Origin of the sequence: Arthrobacter sp. R-11 (assembly GCF_049913155.1) — a bacterium.
In the GTDB taxonomy this organism is placed as follows: Bacteria; Actinomycetota; Actinomycetes; order Actinomycetales; family Micrococcaceae; genus Arthrobacter.
In genome coordinates this window covers 1728098-1749291 of the sequence record NZ_CP183979.1, presented here as the reverse complement: position 1 = coordinate 1749291, position 21194 = coordinate 1728098, and the positions used below count along the sequence as shown (strand labels likewise).

General features: G+C 67.5%; 20 protein-coding genes. 12 read left to right on the top strand and 8 right to left on the bottom strand.

The features are described from left to right. Positions 1 to 58 precede the first annotated feature (58 nt). Genes ACN9M4_RS07880 through ACN9M4_RS07870 form a run of 3 tightly spaced genes read left to right on the top strand, consistent with a single transcriptional unit; the run spans position 59 to position 2162 of the window. Positions 59 to 847: an alpha/beta hydrolase gene (locus ACN9M4_RS07880; protein ID WP_426302979.1), complete on the top strand. Its 789-nt coding sequence runs from the start codon at positions 59 to 61 to the stop codon at positions 845 to 847. After that, positions 844 to 1656 (top strand): alpha/beta hydrolase, encoded by an 813-nt coding sequence (locus tag ACN9M4_RS07875; RefSeq protein ID WP_426302978.1) that lies wholly within the window; start codon positions 844 to 846, stop codon positions 1654 to 1656. The genes ACN9M4_RS07880 and ACN9M4_RS07875 overlap by 4 nt, the downstream gene beginning before the upstream one ends. Further along, the gene (locus ACN9M4_RS07870) at positions 1653 to 2162 is read left to right on the top strand and encodes a hypothetical protein (protein WP_426302977.1); all 510 of its coding nucleotides are present in this window, start codon (positions 1653 to 1655) and stop codon (positions 2160 to 2162) included. Before ACN9M4_RS07875 ends, ACN9M4_RS07870 begins: the two co-directional genes overlap by 4 nt. A gap of 20 nt (positions 2163 to 2182) precedes the next feature. Here ACN9M4_RS07870 and ACN9M4_RS07865 read toward each other — a convergent pair whose 3' ends face one another. Beyond that, complete coding sequence (locus ACN9M4_RS07865; protein ID WP_426302976.1) at positions 2183 to 3307, bottom strand: ROK family glucokinase; 1125 nt, start codon at positions 3305 to 3307, stop codon at positions 2183 to 2185. A gap of 203 nt (positions 3308 to 3510) precedes the next feature. Here ACN9M4_RS07865 and ACN9M4_RS07860 point away from each other — a divergent pair, with 203 nt between their 5' ends. Beyond that, entirely contained in the window at positions 3511 to 5322 is a 1812-nt protein-coding gene (locus tag ACN9M4_RS07860; RefSeq protein ID WP_426302975.1) for an AMP-dependent synthetase/ligase, read from the top strand. A gap of 83 nt (positions 5323 to 5405) precedes the next feature. Here ACN9M4_RS07860 and ACN9M4_RS07855 read toward each other — a convergent pair whose 3' ends face one another. Then, complete coding sequence (locus ACN9M4_RS07855) at positions 5406 to 8801, bottom strand: pyruvate carboxylase (protein WP_426302974.1); 3396 nt, start codon at positions 8799 to 8801, stop codon at positions 5406 to 5408. A 304-nt stretch (positions 8802 to 9105) separates the two neighbouring features. On the opposite strand from ACN9M4_RS07855, the gene ACN9M4_RS07850 reads away from it, so the two are divergent. After that, positions 9106 to 9957 (top strand): ParA family protein, encoded by an 852-nt coding sequence (locus ACN9M4_RS07850; protein ID WP_426302973.1) that lies wholly within the window; start codon positions 9106 to 9108, stop codon positions 9955 to 9957. A gap of 82 nt (positions 9958 to 10039) precedes the next feature. Here ACN9M4_RS07850 and ACN9M4_RS07845 read toward each other — a convergent pair whose 3' ends face one another. The 5 genes from ACN9M4_RS07845 to gcvH all read right to left on the bottom strand — a co-directional run bounded on the left by ACN9M4_RS07845 (position 10040) and on the right by gcvH (position 13110). After that, the gene (locus ACN9M4_RS07845) at positions 10040 to 10633 is read right to left on the bottom strand and encodes a MerR family transcriptional regulator (protein WP_426302972.1); all 594 of its coding nucleotides are present in this window, start codon (positions 10631 to 10633) and stop codon (positions 10040 to 10042) included. A gap of 238 nt (positions 10634 to 10871) precedes the next feature. Then, the gene (locus ACN9M4_RS07840; RefSeq protein WP_120520486.1) at positions 10872 to 11375 is read right to left on the bottom strand and encodes a bifunctional nuclease family protein; all 504 of its coding nucleotides are present in this window, start codon (positions 11373 to 11375) and stop codon (positions 10872 to 10874) included. Continuing rightward, the gene (locus ACN9M4_RS07835; protein ID WP_426303427.1) at positions 11375 to 12091 is read right to left on the bottom strand and encodes a MerR family transcriptional regulator; all 717 of its coding nucleotides are present in this window, start codon (positions 12089 to 12091) and stop codon (positions 11375 to 11377) included. Before ACN9M4_RS07835 ends, ACN9M4_RS07840 begins: the two co-directional genes overlap by 1 nt. A gap of 23 nt (positions 12092 to 12114) precedes the next feature. After that, a complete protein-coding gene (locus ACN9M4_RS07830) occupies positions 12115 to 12591 on the bottom strand; it encodes an FHA domain-containing protein (protein ID WP_426302971.1) in 477 nt (158 codons plus the stop codon). Between the two features lie 132 nt (positions 12592 to 12723). Further along, complete coding sequence (gcvH, locus tag ACN9M4_RS07825) at positions 12724 to 13110, bottom strand: glycine cleavage system protein GcvH (RefSeq protein WP_426302970.1); 387 nt, start codon at positions 13108 to 13110, stop codon at positions 12724 to 12726. Between the two features lie 162 nt (positions 13111 to 13272). Here gcvH and ACN9M4_RS07820 point away from each other — a divergent pair, with 162 nt between their 5' ends. From ACN9M4_RS07820 to ACN9M4_RS07810, 3 genes are all read left to right on the top strand, one after another. Next, positions 13273 to 14220, top strand: a complete 948-nt coding sequence (locus ACN9M4_RS07820) for a DNA-formamidopyrimidine glycosylase family protein (RefSeq protein ID WP_426302969.1) — start codon at positions 13273 to 13275, stop codon at positions 14218 to 14220. Between the two features lie 37 nt (positions 14221 to 14257). After that, entirely contained in the window at positions 14258 to 14905 is a 648-nt protein-coding gene (locus ACN9M4_RS07815; RefSeq protein WP_426302968.1) for a hypothetical protein, read from the top strand. Positions 14906 to 15011: 106 nt separating this feature from the next. After that, on the top strand, positions 15012 to 15458 hold the full coding sequence (locus ACN9M4_RS07810) for a MarR family winged helix-turn-helix transcriptional regulator (protein ID WP_426303426.1): 447 nt from the start codon (positions 15012 to 15014) through the stop codon (positions 15456 to 15458). Between the two features lies 1 nt (position 15459). Here ACN9M4_RS07810 and ACN9M4_RS07805 read toward each other — a convergent pair whose 3' ends face one another. Continuing rightward, positions 15460 to 15807, bottom strand: coding sequence for a zinc ribbon domain-containing protein YjdM (locus tag ACN9M4_RS07805; RefSeq protein WP_426302967.1), 348 nt, complete (start codon positions 15805 to 15807; stop codon positions 15460 to 15462). A gap of 140 nt (positions 15808 to 15947) precedes the next feature. Here ACN9M4_RS07805 and ACN9M4_RS07800 point away from each other — a divergent pair, with 140 nt between their 5' ends. The 4 genes from ACN9M4_RS07800 (at position 15948) to ACN9M4_RS07785 (ending at position 21101) form a co-directional block, all read left to right on the top strand. Beyond that, positions 15948 to 17150: an MFS transporter gene (locus ACN9M4_RS07800; RefSeq protein ID WP_426302966.1), complete on the top strand. Its 1203-nt coding sequence runs from the start codon at positions 15948 to 15950 to the stop codon at positions 17148 to 17150. A 36-nt stretch (positions 17151 to 17186) separates the two neighbouring features. After that, positions 17187 to 17597 carry a GlcG/HbpS family heme-binding protein gene (locus ACN9M4_RS07795; RefSeq protein ID WP_426302965.1) on the top strand — a complete coding sequence of 137 codons (411 nt, stop codon included), beginning with the start codon at positions 17187 to 17189 and terminating at the stop codon, positions 17595 to 17597. Positions 17598 to 17718: 121 nt separating this feature from the next. Then, positions 17719 to 18291, top strand: coding sequence for a hypothetical protein (locus ACN9M4_RS07790; protein ID WP_426302964.1), 573 nt, complete (start codon positions 17719 to 17721; stop codon positions 18289 to 18291). Continuing rightward, on the top strand, positions 18288 to 21101 hold the full coding sequence (locus ACN9M4_RS07785) for an ATP-binding cassette domain-containing protein (RefSeq protein WP_426302963.1): 2814 nt from the start codon (positions 18288 to 18290) through the stop codon (positions 21099 to 21101). Before ACN9M4_RS07790 ends, ACN9M4_RS07785 begins: the two co-directional genes overlap by 4 nt. The last annotated feature ends 93 nt before the right edge of the window (positions 21102 to 21194 follow it).

The window sequence follows — 21194 nt, the reverse complement described above, 5'->3', positions numbered from 1 at the left end:
CGCTCAATTGCCACCCTACTCCTGTGTGAATTATCCGGAACAGTGACACGATGGACACATGACGGAAAGCAGCGTCCCGGACAGCCCCCGGCCCTTCCGGTATGCCGGCCACGGGGAGAACGCGCGCACCGGAATCGCCCTCTGCCATGGATTCACCGGCAGCCCGCTCAGCATCATGCCGTGGGCCGAACACCTCGCCGCCCACGGCTTCGCCGTCACCGTCCCGCTCCTGCCCGGGCACGGAACGCACTGGCGGGACCTGGCCAGGACGTCGTGGAGGGACTGGTACGGGACGTTCGAGGAAAGCTACCTGGAGCTGGCCGGCCGGACCTCCCGCTGCTTCGTGGCGGGGCTGTCCATGGGCGGTGCCGTGGCCCTGCGCGCCGCAGCCCGGCACCCGGTGGCGGGGGTCGCCGTCGTGAATCCCGGACTGAGCTTCTACGACCGGCGCGTCCGGTACATCGGCGCCCTCAAGCACGTCATGCGCACCACGGCACCGATCGAGGAAGAAAACCCGACTTCGGCCCCCACCGACGACGGCGACTACTCCCGCACGCCGCTGGCGGCGGTCCACGAACTCAAGAAGCTGTTCCGCTCCACCTCCCGCTCGCTTCCATCCATCACGGCACCGGCGCTGGTGTTCAAATCCGCGCAGGACGCCGTAGTGCCACCGAGTTCCCTGGCGATGATCAGCAAACGCATCGGGAGCAAGGACCTGCGCGTCGTGCCCCTGCCGCACAGCGGGCACGTGGCGACGCTGGACCTCGACGCGCCGCTGATCCTCGAAGAATCCGCCGCCTTTTTCCTGCAGCACGCCACAGACAGAGTAGCCTCGGAGCCATCATGAACAATCTCCCCGATTTCTCGCCGTTCACGAGCAGCTTCACCGGCTCCGGTCCCAGCGTCGGGGTGGTGATGAGCCACGGATTCACGGGCAGCCCGCACAGCATGCGTCCCTGGGCGCGGTACCTCGCCGAGGAAGGCTTCGCCGTCCGGCTGCCGCTGCTTCCCGGCCACGGCACCAGCTGGCAGGACATGGCCACCCGGCACTGGCAGGAGTGGCACAACGCCGTGGATGCCGCCTACCTTGAACTTCAGGCCGAATGCGACTACGTATTCGCCGCGGGACTCTCCATGGGCGGCGCACTGGCACTGCGGATCGGGGCCACCCGGCCGGTCGCCGGAACGATCGTGATCAATCCGGGCCTGGTGATTGACGACCCCCGCGCCGCCGTGGTGGGCATCCTCAAGCATGTCCTCAAGACCACGCCGGCCATCGCCAACGACATCCGCAAACCCGGCATGGACGAGGGTGCCTACCCCCGCACCCCCGTGGCCGCGGCGCACGAGCTGAAGAAGATGTACAAGGACACCATGGCGCTGCTCCCCCGGATTTCCGCACCCGTGCGGGTGTTCCGCTCCTCCGTCGACCATGTGGTCTCCGACGCCAGCATCCGGCAACTGCGGCGCCTCGTCACGGCACCCGTGGAACTGACCGTCCTGGAGAACAGCTACCACGTGGCCACACTCGACAACGACGCCCCGGGAATCTTCCAGGCCTCCGCGGAGTTCATCCGGAAGACCGTTGCCGAACTGACCACGGAGGACACCGGCCCCGCGCTGGAAGACTCCGGACCCGAAGGACGCCACCCATGAACAGGCCGGGGCCCGATTCCGCGGACCAGAGCGCAAACAAGGACGACGACGCTGTCTGGCTCGACCTCGTGGCCAGGCTCGAAGCCATGCCGGACGAAGATCTGGACACTCATGACGACGTTCCGGGCGCGGCGGACCGGAGTCCCCGAACCGGCAGCTTCAGCGACTACGACCCACTGGGGCTCTCCCGCGCCCTTTCGGACGCGACGGATCCCGGCGACGCCTTGCCCGGCAGCGGGCCGCGCGACTACGAGGCGGTCGACGACGACGGGGGCTTCGTCCCGGAGGAACCGCCTAGCCTGGCCGGCACCGAGCCCCTGACCATGCTGGCCTGGGTGGGCGCCGTGGGCGGCCCCCTGGCGCTGCTGTTCACTGCGATGTTCTGGCGTTCGGCACCCCTGCCGGCGATCCTCGGGATGGTAGTGGCGTTCCTTGCTTCCGTGGTCTACCTCATCATGCGGCTCCCCCGCGAGAAGGACGACTACGACGACGGCGCCCGCGTCTAGGGCGCCGTCCTTTCGGCTGCCTAGCCCTGCAGCCTGCCGCTGACCCGCGACAGGTCGGCCGCGCCGATCATCCCCGCCCGGGGGCCGAGTTCGGCAAGCTTGATCGCTGCCGGCGGGCGGAATCCGCGGCCGGTGAGGTTCCTCGCGAACGCCTGCCGCGCCGGACCCACCAACAGTTCGCCGGCGTCGCACAGGCCACCACCGATCACAAAGGTCCCCGGGTCGAGCGCGGCCGCGAGGTTGGCCAGGCCCAGGCCCAGCCATTGCCCTACTTCCTCCAACAGTTCCTTGGACGCCGGATCACCGGACTTCGCCAGCTGGGAAACGGTCAGCCCGGTGATGTCGTCGACCACGCCGCCGCTGGCCTTCAGCAGTTCGTAGGCCAGCGGGGATTTCCGGCGCGCAAGTTCCCGGGCTTCCCGGCCCAGGGCGTTTCCCGACGCGTATTGTTCCCAGCAGCCCCGGTTGCCGCATTCACAGCGGTGCCCGCCGGGAACGGCCACCTGGTGGCCGAACTCCCCCGCAACCCCGAAGCGCCCCCTTTCCAGCCGTCCGTCCATCACCATGGCGCCCCCGATGCCCGTGCCCAGCGTGATGCACACCAGGCGGCTCTCACCGCGCCCGGCACCGAAGCGCCATTCCGCCCAGGCTGCGGCGTCGGCGTCATTGGTCAGGAGGACGGGCCGGCGCAGGAGCTTCTGCAGGTTGTCCCGCAACGGTTCATTGCGCCAGGCGAGGTGCGGGCTGAACAGCACAGTGCCGCCGTCGAGATCCATCCAACCGGCCGCACCGATGCCCAGGGAGGCAATCCGGTGATGCTCGCCGAGTTCCTGGACAAGTTCCACGATGACGCTCTCCACGGCGCGCGGATCGCTGCCCGGCGTCGCCCGGCGCCGCTCCTCCAGGATCCGTCCCTCGGCGTCGACGACGCCGGCGGCCACCTTGGTGCCGCCGATGTCGATTCCGATCGCCAGGCCACGCCGGCCCAGCCGGGAGTGTCCGGCGGACGCGGCAACCTTACCCTCCGCCCCGGGGGCCCAGTGGACGGCACCCTGCCGCAGCGGACCGCGACGGCGGGCTGCAGCGGAGGCGGGCCAGGGTGCCTTGCGTGCCGTGGCGCCGGCCGGCGGTGTGGTTCTCAGCATCCCGCCATCCTATTCCCGGGCCGGGGCACCCGGAGGGATCAGGCGGCACGGAAGCAACACTTCGAAATGCCCTCGCATTGGCGGATTTCCGGGCTTCACCGTAAAGTTACTCGCCAGTAGGTGAACTCCGACACACCCCCAACAGCGGGCGTATTAGAGTTAGAGCAGCCCTGCATTGGTCTGTTGATATCAAAGGAGCTATCGTGCGTGAAGTCATTGTTCCGCCCCTTGTGAATGTTGCCCCTGAAACCAATATCACGGACCTCGTGATCCGGCAGGCAAACAAGTCCTCCAACCCTGCGCTCTTCGCCAAGCTGAACGGCGCCGGCCAGTGGCAGGACATCCATGCCCGCGAATTCCTCGCGGATGTGTCCGCGCTGGCGAAGGGCCTGATCGCCAACGGCGTGCAGCCGGGCGACCGTGTGGGCATCATGTCCCGGACCCGCTACGAATGGACCCTGGTGGACTTCGCCATCTGGTTCGCCGGCGGCATCTCGGTTCCGATCTACGAAACCTCGTCCCCCTCGCAGGTGGCCTGGAACCTCGGGGATTCGGGCGCCGTGGCAGCCTTCGCCGAGGCCGCCCACCACGAGGACATCATCCGTCAGGCAGTGGCCGGGCAGGACCTTGGCACCGTGGCCAACGTTTGGCAGCTCGAAGGCGGCGGGCTCGACCTGCTGCGCAGCGCCGGCAGCGGAGTCAGAGACGAGGAACTCGAAGCCCGCCGCAGCAAGGCAGTCCTCGCTGACACCGCCACCATCATCTACACCTCGGGCACCACCGGCCGGCCGAAGGGCTGCGAACTGACGCACGGCAACTTCGTGGAACTGTCCGAAAACGCCCTGGCCTCCCTTGGCGATGTGGTGAACGAGCACGCCCGGACCATCATGTTCTTGCCGCTCGCCCACGTGTTCGCCCGCTTCATCTCGGTCCTGGCCGTCGCGGCCGGCGCGCAGGTGGCCCACACCCCGGACATCAAGCACCTGCTGGCCGACCTCCAGAGCTTCAAGCCATCCTTCATCCTGGCCGTGCCGCGCGTCTTCGAGAAGGTCTACAACTCGGCGCTCAGCAAGGCCGAGGACGGCGGCAAGGGCGGCATCTTCCACAAGGCAGCGGATACCGCGATCGCCTACTCGAAGGCGCGCCAAAGCGGTTCCATTGGCCTTGGCCTGCGGCTCAAGCACGCGCTGTTCGACCGTCTCGTCTACGGCAAGCTCCGGGCAGCCATGGGCGGGCAGGTTTCCCACGCTGTTTCCGGCGGCGGCCCCCTGGGCGAACGGCTGGGACACTTCTTCCAGGGCATCGGGCTGCAGATCCTCGAAGGCTACGGCCTGACGGAAACCACTGCCCCGGTCTCCGTGAACACCCCCTCGCTGATCAAGATCGGCACCGTAGGCGCTCCCCTGCCGGGCAATGCAGTCAGGATCGCGGACGACGGCGAGATCCTCGCCAAGGGCGTCTGCGTCATGAAGGGCTACTACAAGCGGGACGACCTGCTTGCCGAGACCTTCGTGGACGGCTGGTTCCGCACCGGTGACATCGGCGAACTGGACGCCCAAGGCTTCCTGAAGATCACCGGCCGCAAGAAGGAAATCATCGTTACCGCCGGCGGCAAGAACGTGGTCCCAGCGCTCCTGGAAGACCAGATCCGCGCCGACGCCCTCGTCTCCCAGGTCCTGGTCCTCGGCGACAACCGGCCCTTCATCGGCGCCCTGGTGACCCTGGACGAGGAAGCCCTTCCCGGCTGGTTGGAGCGCCATGGCCTGCCCGCCGGCACCAGTGTGCAGGAGGCCGCCGGCAACCCGGTGGTGCGGGCGGCGGTGCAGGAGCTGATCAGCAAGGCCAACCAGTCAGTTTCCCAGGCCGAGTCCATCAAGTCCTTCCGGATCGTCGACTCGGACTTCACCGAAGCCTCCGGCCACCTGACGCCGTCCATGAAGGTCAAGCGCGCCCAGGTGATGAAGGACTTCGAGACAGTCATCGAGGAGATGTACGCGGCACCGAAGAGTTCCTGACTTTTCCTCCAAGGCAGGAAAGGAGGCCCGGGCTTTTGCCCGGGCCTCCTTTTGTTTGCTGTCTGGCGAACTATTCGACCGTCTTACTCAACAACGATCAGCAGGTCACCGCCCTGCACCTGTTCGATGGCGTTGATGGCCAGTCGCGAGACCTGGCCGGCCACCGGCGTCGTGATGGAGGCTTCCATCTTCATTGCCTCGATCGTGGCAACGGTGTCGCCGGCGTTGACGGCGTCGCCCACCTTGACGGTCACAGTCACGGCACCGGCGAACGGTGCGGCCACCTGGCCCGGCTGGGAAGGATCGGCCTTCTCGGCGGTCTTGACGTTGCTGACCACGGACTTGTCGCGCACGACCACCGGGCGGGACTGCCCGTTGAGCTTGCACATGACGGTGCGCATGCCCTTCTCGTCGGCTTCGGACACCGCTTCGAGGGAGGCGATCAGGCGGACGCCCTTCTCGAGTTCGATCACGTGTTCGGCGCCCCGCTGGAGGCCGTACAGGTAATCGCGGGTATCGAGGACGGAGATGTTGCCGTAGCTTTCGACGCTCTTGAGGTAGTCCTTGGTGGGACCGGCGAAGAGCAGGCGGTTCAAGGTCTGCCGGCGGGTGGCGGAATCGGCCTTGAGCGCGGCGCTGTCTTCGGCGCTCAGGTCCACGTCCCGCACCTTGATGCTGCGGCCCTGAAGGGCCTTGGTGCGGAACGGCTCCGGCCAGCCTCCGGGAGGATCGCCCAGTTCGCCGGACAGGAAGCCGATGACCGAGTCCGGGATGTCGTAGTTCTGCGGGTTCTCGTTGAAATCCGCCGGATCGGCGTTGAGGCCCACCAGGTGCAGGGCAAGATCGCCCACGACCTTCGAGGACGGCGTGACCTTGACCAGGCGGCCCAGGATACGGTCCGCAGCCGTGTACATGTCCTCGATGGCTTCGAACTGCTCGCCAAGGCCCAAGGCGATGGCCTGCTGGCGCAGGTTGGACAGTTGCCCGCCGGGGATCTCGTGCTGGTACACGCGGCCGGTCGGGCCCGGAAGGCCGGACTCGAATGGTGCGTAGACCCGGCGCACGGCTTCCCAGTAGGGTTCCATCGCGCTGACGGCGGCCAGGTCCAGGCCGGTGTCCCGCGGCGTGTGGGCCAGGGCGGCCACGAGCGCGGAAGCGGAAGGCTGGCTGGTGGTTCCGGCGAGCGAGGCGGAGGCGGCGTCGACGGCGTCGACCCCTGCGTCCACGGCGGCCAGCAGGGTGGCCAGCTGGCCGCCCGCGGTGTCGTGGGTGTGCAGGTGCACCGGCAGGTCGAAACGCTCGCGCAGGGCCGAGACCAGCTTGGCAGCCGCGGCGGGGCGCAGCAGGCCGGCCATGTCCTTGATGGCGAGGATGTGCGCGCCGGCGTCCACGATGCGCTGTGCCAGCTCGAGGTAGTAGTCGAGCGTGTAGAGGTTCTCCTCCGGATCCAGCATGTCGCCCGTGTAGCAGAGGGCGACCTCGGCGACGGCGGTGCCGGTGGCCCGGACCGCGCGGATGGCCGGGGCCATCTGGTTGACGTCGTTCAGGGCGTCGAAGATGCGGAAGATATCGATGCCGGTAGCTGCAGCCTCGTTGACGAAGGCCTCGGTGACTTCCTCCGGGTACGGGGTGTAGCCCACCGTGTTGCGGCCGCGGAGCAGCATCTGGAGGCAGACGTTGGGCAGGGCCTTGCGCAGCGCGGCAAGGCGGTCCCACGGGTCTTCACCGAGGAAGCGCAGCGCGACGTCGTAGGTGGCGCCGCCCCAGGCCTCAACGGAGAGCAGCTGCGGCGTCAGGGCGGCCACCGCGGGAGCGGCCGCCACGAGGTCGCGGGTGCGGACGCGGGTGGCCAGCAGGGACTGGTGGGCGTCGCGGAAGGTGGTGTCCGTGACTGCGACGGCGGTCTGTTCGCGGAGTGCCTTGGCGAAGCCTTCCGGTCCGAGTTCCAGCAGCTTCTGGCGGGAGCCGGACGGGATGGCCTTGCCTGCGACGGAGGGCAGCTTCGCGGCGGGATCCGAATGGACTTTGAGCTCGCCGTTGGGCTTGTTGACGGTGACCTCGGCCAGCCAGGTCAGCAGCTTGGTGCCGCGGTCTGCGGAACTGCGCGACTTAAGCAGCTCGGGACGCTCATCGATGAAGGACGTGGCGACGTTTCCGGCAACGAAGTCCGGGTCGTCCAGGACGGCCTGCAGGAAGGGGATGTTGGTCGACACGCCACGGATGCGGAACTCTGCCAGGGCACGGCGGGCACGGGCAACCGCGGCAGGGTAATCGCGGCCGCGGCAGGTGAGCTTCACCAGCATGGAGTCGAAGTGCGGGCTGATCTCGGCACCCGAGTACACGGTGCCGCCGTCGAGCCGTACACCGGCGCCGCCGGCGGAACGGTAACCGGTGATCTTTCCGACGTCGGGACGGAAGCCGTTGGCCGGGTCCTCCGTGGTGATGCGGCACTGCAGCGCGGCACCCTTGATGGAGACGGTCTCCTGGCTGAGGCCGAGGTCCGCGAGGGTCTCCCCGGCGGCGATGCGCATCTGGGCCTGGACGAGGTCCACGTCCGTGATTTCCTCGGTGACCGTGTGCTCCACCTGGATGCGCGGGTTCATCTCGATGAAGACGTGCTGGCCGGCGCGCTCACCGACAGTGTCGACGAGGAACTCGACGGTGCCCGCGTTGACGTAGTTGAGCGCCTTGGCGAAGGCGACGGCGTCACGGTAGAGCGCCTGGCGGATGGATTCATCCAACTGCGGGGCGGGCGCGATCTCGATGACTTTCTGGTGGCGGCGCTGCAGCGAACAGTCACGTTCGAACAGGTGCATGACGTTGCCCTGGCCGTCCGCGAGGATCTGGACTTCGATGTGGCGCGGGCGCAGCACGGCCTGTTCCAGGAACATCGTGGGGTCGCCGAAGGCGGCGTCAGCCTCGCGCATGGCGGACTGCAGGGCCTCGGGCAGGGCTTCGCGGGTGTCCACGCGGCGCATGCCGCGTCCGCCGCCACCGGCAACGGCCTTGGCGAAGATCGGGAAGCCGATCTCGTCCGCGGCGGCGATCAGTTCATCGATGTCGCGGGACGGGGCGCTGGACTTGAGGACCGGAACACCGGCCTTGCGGGCGGCTTCGAGGGCGGCCACCTTGTTGCCCGCGAGCTCCAGGACTTCGGCGGGCGGGCCGACGAAGGTGATGCCCTCGGCCTTGGCGGCGCGGGCGAGGTCCGGGTTCTCCGAAAGGAAGCCGTAGCCGGGGTAGATCGCGTCTGCACCGGCTTCCTTGGCAACCCTGACGACCTCTGCAACGTCCAGGTAAGCACGGACCGGATGGCCCTCTTCACCAATAAGGTAGGCCTCGTCGGCTTTCTGCCGGTGGATCGAGTTGCGATCCTCATGGGGGAAAACCGCTACAGTCTTGGCGCCCAGCTCATAGCCTGCGCGAAAGGCACGGATCGCGATTTCGCCGCGATTGGCCACCAGAATTTTGGAAAACATACTTCTCCTGCATCATTGCGGGTGTAACCGGTCGGTGGTCACAGTGTGTAAGAACGGCCCGGATAAACACAAATCTTTGTGTCGACCGTCACAATGACCGCCGTCACGTGAAGTTCACCTTCGCCGGCAAGACGCTCCAACGTGCTAATGAACGGGCCACGGCCGGCGCCCGGAACGGTGAAACCGTGAATCCCCCGCCGGTCAACATAGAATGTTCTGGGGCGTGAGCCAGGCCCCTGTTCCGGCCGGGCCGGAACACTCTCCACAGCTACACGGCAACCGGCGTTAGGTTTTGGGTTTTCAAGTGCAAGTAGTCAGCATCAGCAGCCTCAAGGGTGGCGTGGGCAAGACATCCGTGACGACGGGACTGGCATCGGCGGCGCTGGCTGCCGGCATTCCCACCCTTGTCGTGGACCTCGATCCGCACGCGGACGCAACCACCGCACTGGGCGTCCAGCCCGCCGAGCAGCTCGACATCGGACGTATGCTCAAAAACCCCCGCAAGGCCCGCCTGGGCGAGAACGTTGCGGCGAGCGGCTGGATCAGCCAGATCCCGGACGGCGCAGGCTCCGCCGCCGCCGGAAACGGCCACGCCGTCCTGGATGTCGCCGTCGGCTCCGCATTCACTGGCATCTACGACCGCCCCGACCTCGGCCGCCGCGACCTCCGCCGCCTTTCGGCAGTGCTCGCCGGCGCCGGTTCCTACGAACTCGTCCTGGTGGACTGCCCGCCATCGCTGAACGGGCTTACCCGCATGGCGTGGAACGCCAGCAACCGCGTGGTCCTGGTGGCAGAGCCAGGCCTCTTCTCCGTGGCCGGCACCGAACGGACCATGCGTGCCATCCAGCTCTTCCGCAAGGAGTTCGCCCCGCAACTGGCACCGGCGGGCATCGTGGCCAACCGGGTGCGCAGCGGATCTTCGGAGCACGGCTTCCGCCTCGCCGAGATGGAATCGATGTTCGGCGAGCTCCTCCTGTCCCCGCACATCCCCGAGCAGGCGAACTGGCAGCAGATCCAGGGCGCCGCGCATGCCGTGCACCACTGGCCCGGCGATTCCGCCAAGGGCACCGCGAAGCTCTTTGACGCGCTGCTGGAGAACCTGCTGGCCTCGAACGGCCAGTCACCGTCGAACGGCCTGCGCGAACGCCGCCGCTGAAACGCCACAGACCGAACGCACAGACCAGGAAAGCCGCCCTCCAGTGGAAGGCGGCTTTCCTGTTGTCTGCTGTTACTCCGGGCTAGCCGGTGCGGCGGGCCGAGCGCCGCTTGCTGAGTTCATCGTCCGGGAAGGTCTGCTCCGCGGCGTGTTCGCTGGGGAGCTGGGCGAGACTGCCTTCCACTTCGCGCCACACGCGTCCGACGGCGATACCGAAGACGCCCTGTCCGCCCTGGACGAGGTCGATCACTTCGTCGGCGGAGGTACATTCGTAGACACTTGCGCCGTCGCTCATCAGGGTGATCTGTGCCAGGTCCTCGACGCCGCGCTCACGCAGGTGTTCGACGGCGGTACGGATCTGCTGGAGGGATACGCCGGTATCCAGGAGGCGCTTGACGACCTTCAGGACCAGGATGTCGCGGAAACCATAGAGCCGCTGCGAACCTGAGCCGGCGGCGCCGCGCACGGCGGGCTCGACCAGGCCTGTGCGCGCCCAGTAGTCGAGCTGGCGGTAGGTGATACCCGCAGCCTTGCACGCGGTGGGGCCACGATAGCCGGCGTCTTCGTCGAGGACCGGCAGGTCCTCGGTGAAAAGAAGACCCTGGGCACCGCTAGCGGGCGCAGCAACACCATTCGAGGCCTGCTTCAGCTCGCCTGCTTCGCCTTTGGGACTCACGTGACCCTCCTTGTCCGAAGTTCCCCTGGGGATGGCGCATCCACAGCACACGAATGGAACGTCAATCGTGTAATTTCAAACGCGTCCGCACTCTCCAGTGTGAGCTACGCCTGCCGTGCATGCAACGGGAACTTGATACCTCCGACGTTAGGCGTGTAGAGGCCCGAGGTCAAAGACGCTTGGGGCATTTTCGCTCCGTGTCGAAACTTTCACCTTCGGCTTTAACGTTAAGAAGCCGTCAGCCTTCGAAGTCCTCGGGTTCCACATCGTCGAGGAACTCCCGGAAACGGCGCATTTCGCGCTCCTCATCCACGCTGGGGCCGGGTTCTGCCTCTTCCCCTTCGTCGTGTTCGGTGATCCGGACCCCGGCTTCTTCCATGACGGCGTCGGCACACCAGATGCGGCATTTCGCACGGAGGGCGAGGGCGAGGGCGTCCGAGGCCCGCGAACTGACAGTGGTGCCGTCGTCGAACTGGAGCTGCCCGTAGAAGATGTTGTCCTCCACGGCAACGATGTTCACGCTGACGATCGCATGCCCGAGGGCCTCGACGACATCCACGAGGAGGTCATGCGTCATGGGCCGCGGCGGGACGACGCCCTGCTGTGCCAAGGCGATGGCGCTGGCCTCGGGGGTACCAATCCAGATGGGCACGTGCCGCTCCCCCTGGATCTCCTTGAGGAGGACCAGCGGCTGGTTGGAAGGGAGCTCGATCCTTACTCCGACAATCTCGACTTCAATCATCAGGATTCCATGCGCGAGATCCGGTCCTGCACCAGGGCCCGGTGCAGGGTGAGGCAAAGTTCACTGATTTCCCGGGCCGCTTCCGCTGCCCGTGACTGCGAGGCCGCGTCCTTGCGGGACATCAGCGGCGCCACTGCGCGTTCCACCAGTCCGAACTCGCGCTCGGCGGCAGCCTGGAACGGGCGCAGGTGCCGCGGCTCCAGGCCATGGCTTTCAAGCTGCACGCAGGCGCGCGCCACCTGCAGGGAGTGCTCGTCGAACTTCCCGTTGACATGGCTGATCAGCCCGAAGCTCAGCAGCGACTGAAGGAGCGGGACGCTGGCGCCGGATTCGGTGCGGAGCTGTTCCTCACTGAGCGCCCGGGCGCGTCCGTGGAGTTCTGCCGCGAGCTCGTCCGAGACGATCCGCGGGGAAACCGTCACCCCCGGCGGAAGGTTCTCCGGCCGTTCGCCGCGGTCGATCGCGTCGAGGTAGTCCTTGATGACCTTCAGCGGCAGGTACTGGTCGCGTTGCAGCGCCAAGACGAAGCGAAGGCGCTCCACATCGCTTTCCGCGTACTGGCGGTACCCGGCGGGGGTCCGCTTCGGGTTGATCAGCCCCTTTTCTTCAAGGAAACGGATCTTGGACGCCGTCATCGCGGGAAAGTCGTCGCTCAGCTGGGCGAGGACCTCGCCGATGTTCAGGACCTGGGGTCCACGCCGTTCCGGCTGGGCAATTGCCACAAGCAGGTACTCCGGATTCAGGCCCGGCCTGCAGCGCGTGCAGGGCTCAGGTAGAAGGTGAGTCGGAACTTGCCGATCTGGACTTCGCTGCCGTTCTTCAGCTGCACGCTGTCCACGCGGTCGTGATTGACGTACGTGCCGTTGAGGCTGCCGGTGTCCACCACTTCGAAACCGCCGGGGGTGCGGTGGAATTCGACGTGCTTGCGCGAGACCGTGACGTCGTCGAGGAAGATGTCGGCATCCGGGTGACGGCCCGCCGTCGTGCTGTCCGAGTCCAGAAGGAACCGGGCGCCGGCGTTCGGACCGCTGTGCGCGATCAGGAGCGCGGATCCCGGGGGCAATGCGTCCACGGCAGCGCGCTCTTCGGCAAGCAGCCTCGGAGTGATGCCCGGTTCGCTGCTGATGGGGGTGAGCTGGATCGAGGTGGTCTCCGACGTCGGCTGATCCAGTCCTTCGGACCGGCCCGGGACCGGGTTCTGTTCGCCGCCAACCATGGAAATCCTCCTCATCCGCCGGCGTCTCCCACAGACGCCGGTTCGCTTCTGCCCGGTTCCGCCGGGCCAAACGGGTTGCTGGCCCCGCCGGTTCTCCCTTGCGGGGGAACCGGCGTGTCGGACCAGATGGTTTTAGCCTACCTGCTGTTCGTACTCGGATGCACTGAGCAGCGACTCAACAGCGTCGGCTTCTGCCAGCTTGATCTCCAGGAGCCAGCCGTCACCGTAGGGATCGGAGTTGATCAGGGCCGGATCGCTGTCCAGAGCGTCGTTGCGGGCGATGACTTCGCCGCTCACCGGGGCGTAGATGTCGCTGACGCTCTTGGTGGATTCCACCTCGCCAACGACCTCGTTACCGGTGATGGTGGTGCCGGGTTCCGGCATCTGGACGTAGACAACGTCACCCAGGGCATCCTGCGCGAAGTCGGTGATGCCGATGCGGACGATCCCTTCGGCGTTGGGGGCAGCCACCCATTCGTGCTCGGCGGTGTAGGAGAGATCGGCAGGAATGTTGCTCATGGGTCGCCTTTCATCAGGACGTTGAGGACCACGACGGCGGAGCAGACTTCCAGCCGCCGCTGAAAGTATAGGCACATTCCTCCCGGCTCCCCATGGGTCTCTGGGATGATTGGGCGCAAGAGGATCCGCACTGCCGGAAGGTTCCTTCGGAGGAGCATCGCCATGCCTGAACTTCCAGAACTCTCTGCCGTGACCGCCTATCTCGATGAGCGCCTTGCCGGCGCAACGGTGGTCGGCCTCCAGTTCCCCACGGTCTTTGCCTTGAAGAGCAAGGGAATCGACCCGGACAAGCTGGTGGGGCGGTCCGTTAGACGCGTGCACCGGCGCGGCAAGTTCCTGGTGTTCCAGACGTCCGCGGCCACCGATTCGGCCGAATACGCGGACGAAGGCGGCGCGTTGAGCATCGTGGTCAGCTTCGCCAAGGCCGGCTGGCTGCGTTTGTCCGGAAAGCTTCCCGAGATCGAGGACGCTCCGGAGCCGGAGCCCGGGAGCAAGACCGCTCCCGGGTACATTTCCGCCCATTTCGGCTTCAGCAACCACGGCACGGACTACGGGGTGGACCTGACGGACGCGGGCAGGTGGAAAGGCCTGGCCGTCTTCATCGTGCATGACCCGGAGGACGTACCCGGCGTCGCCGAACTCGGGCCGGAAGCCCTCGACCCGGAGTTCACCCTCGAGGAGTTCTCCCGTTTCTTCACCTCGCGGCAGCGGATCAAGGACATCATCAGGGACCAGAAACGGATCGCCGGCATCGGCAACGGCTACAGCGACGAAATCCTGCATGCCGCCAAGCTGTCGCCGCTAGCCGCAGGCGCATCCCTGGACCACGAAGAGCTCGGCAGGCTCTATGGTGCGATGCGCACACTGCTCGGTGACGCCACGGAAGCATTGAACGGGCTGGCGCCGGACAAACTGAAGGCCGCCAAGAAGGCGTCGATGGCGGTCCACGGACGCACGGGTGAAAGCTGCCCCGTCTGCGGCAGCACCGTCCAGGAACTCGCGTACGTGGGTACGTCCTTCCAATACTGTCCCGGCTGCCAGAGCGGCGGAGAGATCCTCAAACGGCCCGCGGCACGCGGCGGTGCGGAGAAGGAACCGGCCGAGGACTGACTCCGACCCGCCATGGGGTTCTGCCATGATGGGTGCCATGACTGAACAAGCACCAGTACCCCCTAAGAAAAAGAGCAACTGGGGCGCAAAGATCATCCTGATCCTTGTCGCGCTGGTCTTCGCCGTCATCTCCTACTTCGCCCTCGCCGCTTTCCTCCCCCGCTGGTGGTCCCAGACCATCGGCCAACAGGTCAACGGCAGCATTTCCGCAGGGATCCTGGCCGGCATGTTCTACGGCTTCGTCTTCACCTTCGCCGCCGCCTTGGTGGCATTGATCGGCCTGAACAGGAAGGTCACCTGGCCCTTCAAGATCGCGCTCGTGGTGCTTGGCGTGGCGATATCGACCCCGAACCTGCTGACCCTCTCCATTGCCCTCGGCACCAGCAACGGCGCGCACGCCGGGGAACGCGTGCTCGACGTCGATGCCCCCGGATTCCGCACGGCCTCCCTCGTCGCGGCAATCGCCGGCTTCGTCGCGGCGGTGGCACTGGTGGTCCTGATCCAACTGTGGCGCAGCCGCGGAAAGAAAATGAAGGCGCTCAAGCTGGCCGAGAGGGACCGGCTCCAGGCAGAAAAGGACACCGGGCGCGCCGCACCCAGCCAGCCGCCGTCGGGCTCCGTCGGCACGGACGACCCGGCTCCTCGCGTGGCGGACGGTCCTGACGGAAAACCGGACCGGCCATAGGCCACCCCTTTGCCCGGGCTGGATGTGTGAACCGCCTGGCCGTAGAATATTAGTTGCATGCGCTGCATATATGGTGGCGCGCACAATCGGCAGGAGTTACGGGAACATGGGCATCAAGGACGACGCCGTCGAAGTCCGCGCACAGGGCTGGCGGACGCTTGCCGCGCTGCACGGGACCATCGAAACGGCACTGGAGAAGGCGCTGCAGTCGGCCGCCGGCCTTTCGGTGGTGGAGTACACCGTCCTCGACGCGCTGAGCCGGCAGGACGGCTGGCATATGCGCATGCAGCAGCTGGCGCGGGCCACCGCACTGTCCAGCAGCGCCACCACACGCCTGGTCAACCGCCTCGAAGACCGCGCCCTGCTCACCCGCATTCTCTGCGCGGACGACCGCCGCGGGATCTACACCGAACTGACCGACGCCGGGCAGAAGCTGCTGCTGGCCGCGCGCCCGGTGCATGACGGGGCCCTGGAAAAGGCCCTCGAAGAGGCCGAGGCGGTGCCGGAACTCGAGCCGCTGGTACGGGCGCTGGGCGCCCTGCAGGCTGTGTAGCTCAGGCCTTCTTCACAACACTCGACTTGAGCTGCATCGGACCGAAGCCGTCCACCTTGCAGTCGATGTCGTGGTCGCCGAAGCCGTCCACGAGACGGATGTTGCGGACCTTGGTGCCAACCTTGATGGGCGCGGAACTGCCCTTGACCTTCAGGTCCTTGATGATCGTGACGGTGTCGCCGTCGTTGAGGACATTGCCGACCGCGTCCTTGATGAGCCGCTCCGCTGAATCTTCGCCGTCTGCCGCGGGTTCCCACTCGTGCCCACATTCGGGGCAGACGAGCAGCGCGCCCATCTCGTAGGCGTATTCACTGGAACATTCGGGGCACGGCGGCAGGGATTCACTCACCGTCCAAGAATACTTGGGGTCCGGGGACGCACTTCACAAAGTAGTTGCTTGCGCTTGTTATTTGCGTGTGCAAATATTGATTTCATCGGCGAAATAACCAGCGCCTGCAACTACTTTTCAAGTGTAACAGGAGACCCCTCATGCCTCTCGGCCTACTCGCACTCGCCATCGGCGCGTTCGGCATCGGCCTTACGGAATTCGTCATCATGGGCCTGCTGCCCGAGGTGGCCGCGGACTTCGCGGTGACCGAGGCCGCGGCCGGATGGCTGATTTCCGGATACGCCCTGAGCGTCGTCGTCGGCGCCCTGCTGCTGACCGCTGCGACCACCCGGCTCCCCCGCAAGGCCGTGCTACTGAGCCTGATCGTGCTCTTCATCGTAGGCAACGCGCTGACCGCGCTGGCCGGCGACTACAGCGTGGCTATGACCGGCCGCATCATCGCCGCCCTCTGCCACGGCGCCTTCTTCGGCATCGGCTCCGTGGTTGCGGCCAGCCTGGTGGCCCCCGCCAAGAAGGCTGGCGCCATCGCCATCATGTTCACCGGCCTCACTGCCGCGAACGTGCTCGGCGTTCCTTTCGGCACCTTCCTCGGCCAGCAGTTCGGCTGGCGCGCCACCTTTTGGGCCATCTCCGTCATCGGCGTCCTGGCCTTCATCGGCATCGCGGTCCTCGTTCCCGTGCTGCGCCAGTCCGGCGGGCACATCAGCCTGCGCAATGAACTCCGTGCCTTCCGTTCCGGCCAGGTGTGGCTCTCCCTGCTCGTGACGGTCCTCGCCTACGGCGGCATGTTCGGCGCTTTCACCTACATCGCCTACACCCTCACGGAGGTCAGCGGCTTCGCGTCCAGCTCCGTGCCGTGGCTGCTGGTGCTCTTCGGCGCCGGCCTGGTGGTCGGAAACTGGCTGGGCGGACGCCTCGCCGACCGCTCCATTGACGGAACCCTGGTCTTCTTCATCGCCGCGCTGATTGTTGTACTCGGATTGTTCGGCCTGTTCGCAGGATCGCAGCCGGCCACCATCGTTGCCCTGTTCCTCATGGGCGGCTTCGGCTTCGGCACGGTCCCGGGCCTCCAGAGCCGCATCATGATCTACGCGGGCCAGGCTCCCACCCTCGCCTCGGGCGCCAACATCGGCGCCTTCAACGTGGGCAACGCCCTGGGTGCCTGGACCGGCGGCCTCGGCATCGCAGCGGGCCTCGGCTACACCTCGCCCATCTGGATCGGCACCGTCATCACCGCCGCGGCACTCGTCGTCATGGTGATCACAATGGCTACCGCCAAGGGCGCACGCCCTTCGGAAGCCCAGGCGGCCGCTGTCGACGAGTCCGCCGTCGCCGTCCACTGATTTCCCACAACCCTATCCATCCAAGGAGAAAACATCATGGCCACACACCACCTGACCGCAACGGACGCTGAACTGCTCGTCACCACGGCCCGCGAGGCTGCCGCGGCCGAAGGGGTCAACGTCAGCATCAGCGTGCTCGACGCCGGCGGGCACCTCCTGGCGTTCCGCCGGGACGAGGAGGCGCTGCTGATCTCGGGCGAGACGAGCACCCGCAAGGCCTACACGGCCGTGCAGCTCAACGCCGCGACGGCCGACGTCGTGGATGCGGTGAAGCCCGACGGCCCCTTCCACACCCTCGCCACCGCCCTGGACCGCCCGCTGCTGTTCATCGCCGGGGGCGTCCCCGTGCACCGCGACGGCCGGCTGGTGGGCGCGATCGGCGTGGGCGGCGGCGCCCCGGAGCAGGACCACTCCTTCGCGGCTGCGGCGGTGGCGAAGCTGGGGTAGCTGCCTCGTTTGCCAGGTGCGTAGGTCCCGGACGCCATTGAGGTGTCCGGGACCTTTGCTACATACCGTCACACAACGCCACGGCTCCGGTACCGGACAGACAACGTCCTACCCTTGACACGTGACTTTGACTAAGTTCCGTACCGCCGCCGCGAGCTCCCTCGCCGCCGCAGGTCTCCTGCTTTCCCTCGCCGCCTGTTCCACGCCGGCCGCCGGCCCTTCCGCCAGCTCCGCTCCCGTGTCCTCGACGGCGTCCTCGACCACCTCTTCATCCGCCGCCGCCTCGGAGCCCTGCGCCGGCGTGAAGGTGATCGTCGATTCGAGCGCCTTGAAGGACGCTTCCACGGAAGTGGCTCCCGTCTGCGTGTCCGTGGACGGGCCCACGCTCGCCTCGAAGGTGCTCAACGAGGCAAAGGTGAAAACCGAAGGCACCGAGGCATATCCCAAGGACGTGGTGTGCCGCGTGAACGGTGTTCCCGCCGCTAACGCCGACATCGCCCACAAGGGCGGCACGTACCGGGAAGAATGCAAGAAGATGCCGGCCGCGTTCGCCTACTGGTCCCTCTGGGTCAAGCCGGCTTCCGGTCCGTGGGGCTACGCCCAGGAAGGCCTCGCCACCCTGAAGGTCAGCCCGGGCCAGAGCCTGGAACTGCTTTTCGTGGTTGACGGCTCACCGGCCGCACCCACGGCGTGACCTTTCGACCCGCGCCGTTACGCGCAGGGGCGGCACTCGCCGTCGTATTCATCGCGGCGCGGGTCATCTACCGCATCCTTTTCAACGGGGCAAGCACCGGCGAGACGGTATTGCTCAACATGCCGGCGATCCAGTTGCCTGCCCCGTACGCCCATGTGGTCGTCCTCGGCCCGGTAACGGCACAAGGCCTGTGGGAGGCGCTGCTGTCCGCCCTGCCGATTGCGGGCATCATCCTCGGCTTCGGCCTGCTCAACTCCGTGGTGGACGTGGCCCGCGGCTTCGTGCTCCTGGCCCGTGGCGGCCCCTTGCAGGGCCTGGCCCGGATGCTTGTGGTGGCCTGGGCTGCGCTCCCGGCGCTTTCCGAGGCCGTGGGCTCCGTGCGGCTGGCTTTTCGCTTGCGGGGCGAACGCTTCGGACCCCGCGCGCTGGTTCCCGTGCTCGAGCGCACCCTCGAACACGCAGGCAGGGTCGCCGCGGCCCTGGAGCTGCGCGGCTTCGGGAGCCGGGCAGCACACCGGCCCGGCTTGGGCAACGGCCCCCCTCTTCTTGTCCGGAACGCCGAGTTCCGCATCGCCGACGCACGGGTGCGCATCGCAGACCTCGCGCCCCCGCCCGGCTCGGTCAACGTCATCACCGGGCCCACCGGCTCCGGCAAGTCAACGATCCTGCGGGGGCTGGCAGGCCTCCTCTCCCATGTCGACGGCGGGGACATCGCCGGGACGGTTCGCATCGGCGGGACGGACCGTGCCGCCACGCCACCGCGTGACACCGCCCGCCTGATCGGCGTCGTCCTGCAGAACCCGCGCGCCGCCTTCGCCACCGCCAGGGTCCGCGACGAAATCGGCCTCGCGCTCGAACTTCGCGGCGTGGCTTCCGGCGACGCCAAGGCCCGGGTGCTGGAAGTCGCCGAGCGCATCGGAGTGTCGGCGCTGCTGGACCGGAACCTCAGCACCCTCTCGGCGGGCGAGGCGACGCTCGTGGCCATCGCCGCCGCCGTCGTCGAGCATCCGCTCCTGCTCCTGGTCGACGAGCCGCTGGCTGACCTCGACACCGCGGCCCGCGGACGCGTGATCGCCGTGCTCAACACCCTCGCCCGCGAGGCGGGTGTCTGCGTCATTGTGGCGGAGCACCGTGCCGGAGCGCTGGTCCCGGTCGCCGACGCGTGGTGGACCATCGACGACGGCGCGCTGGTGCCCAGGGACGCGCCCTCACCCGCGGCGCCGGTCCCTGACCGCCCGTCGTCCGTGCAGTCGGCTCAGGATCTGCCCGTGCTGACCGCGACACAGCTTGCGGTGCACCGCGCAGGCAAGCCTTTGGTGCGCGACGCTTCCCTGACCCTGCACCGCGGTGAAGTCGTGGCGCTGGTGGGGCCGAACGGCGCCGGGAAGTCGTCCCTGCTCGTGGCCTTGGCCCTCGGCGAGGGCACCCGCGACGGCGGCCGGGTCGCCGCCGCCCGCACCGCGTTGGTGCCGGACGCCTCCGACGACCTTTTCACGAGGGACACCGTGGCGGCCGAGCTGCGTGCGGCGGACCGGCGGGTGCAGCGAAAGGGCGGAGCGGCAGTGGCTCTTGGCGGCGCGGCCGCACGCCTGGTGCGCCTGCGCGGAGACGCCGCGATTCCCATGGGCCGCGAGCATCCCCGGGACCTTTCGGCGGGCGAGCGCCGGATCCTTGCCATCGCACTGCAGACCACCAACAACCCGGACGTGCTGCTCATCGATGAGCCGACGCGCGGGCTCGATCCTGCGGCGCGCGCGGCTGTCTCGGCGGCGTTGCGGGCGGCAGCGGACGACGGTGCGGCGGTCCTGATCGCCACCCACGACCGCGACTTCGCGCACGGCCTCGGCGCCCGGATCCTTCCCATGCGCGACGGCGTCGCCCCCTCGCCCGTGACGGAAGCCGCCCCGGCGGCTTCCGACATGTCCGAACCGTCCGTCCGCCCGGCGGCTGCGGCCCGAGCAAGTGCCACCCCGCGACCATGGGCCGTCGACGAACTTTCAGACACAGAGGCTGCGCAGAAGTCCCGCCACATCCGGATGCCCCGGGCTGCCGAGCTCACGGTCCTCGCGGCCGCGAACCTGCTTGCGCTCGCTTCCTTCTGCTGGCCGCTGCTCGCTGCCGCCCTTCCAGAGGATGCCGCCGCGGCCGTCCCCTACGCGGCGCTGGCCGTCGCGCCCCTCGCAGCGGTCACCATCGCGGTGTCCCTGGACGGCTCGGTGCGCTCCGCACACACGGTCGCGTTGCTCGGCGTGCTGGCCGCCGTCGGCTCCGTGGTGCGGGTGGCGAGCACCGGCGTCGGGGGCGTGGAGGCGGTCTTCATCCTGCTGATCCTGGCCGGCCGCGCGTTCGGCGCCCGTTTCGGCCTGCTCCTGGGCGCCGCCACCATCGCGCTCTCGAGCGCCTTGTGGGGCGGCATCGGGCCGTGGTCGCCGTTCCAGATTTTCGCCTGCGCGTGGGTTGGGGCCGGGGCCGGCCTGCTCCCCCGCCGGGTGCGAGGGAGGGCCGAACTGTGGATGCTGTGCGTCTACGGCATCGTGTCGTCCTATGTGTTCGGACTGCTCACCAATCTGTGGTTCTGGCCCTTCGCTGTCGGCGCCGGCACCGGCATCTCCTACGTGCCCGGTGCGCCGCTGGGCACCAACCTCAGCAGCTTCCTGCTCTACTCGCTCCTGACCTCGACCGCGGGGTGGGACACCCTGCGTGCGGTCACCACGATCATCGGAGTCAGCGTGGTGGGGCGGGCCATTCTCGCCGCGCTGCGGCGGGTAAAACCCGTCTCCACTCAAGCCAGGGAGGGGCTACAAAGCTAGGAGCCTGCGGACATCGCGGGTCCCTCGCCGACTGCAACTGCTTATCGCGGCTGTCCCTAAGGGCAGCGAACCTCAATCCCGGGGTGGTACTCT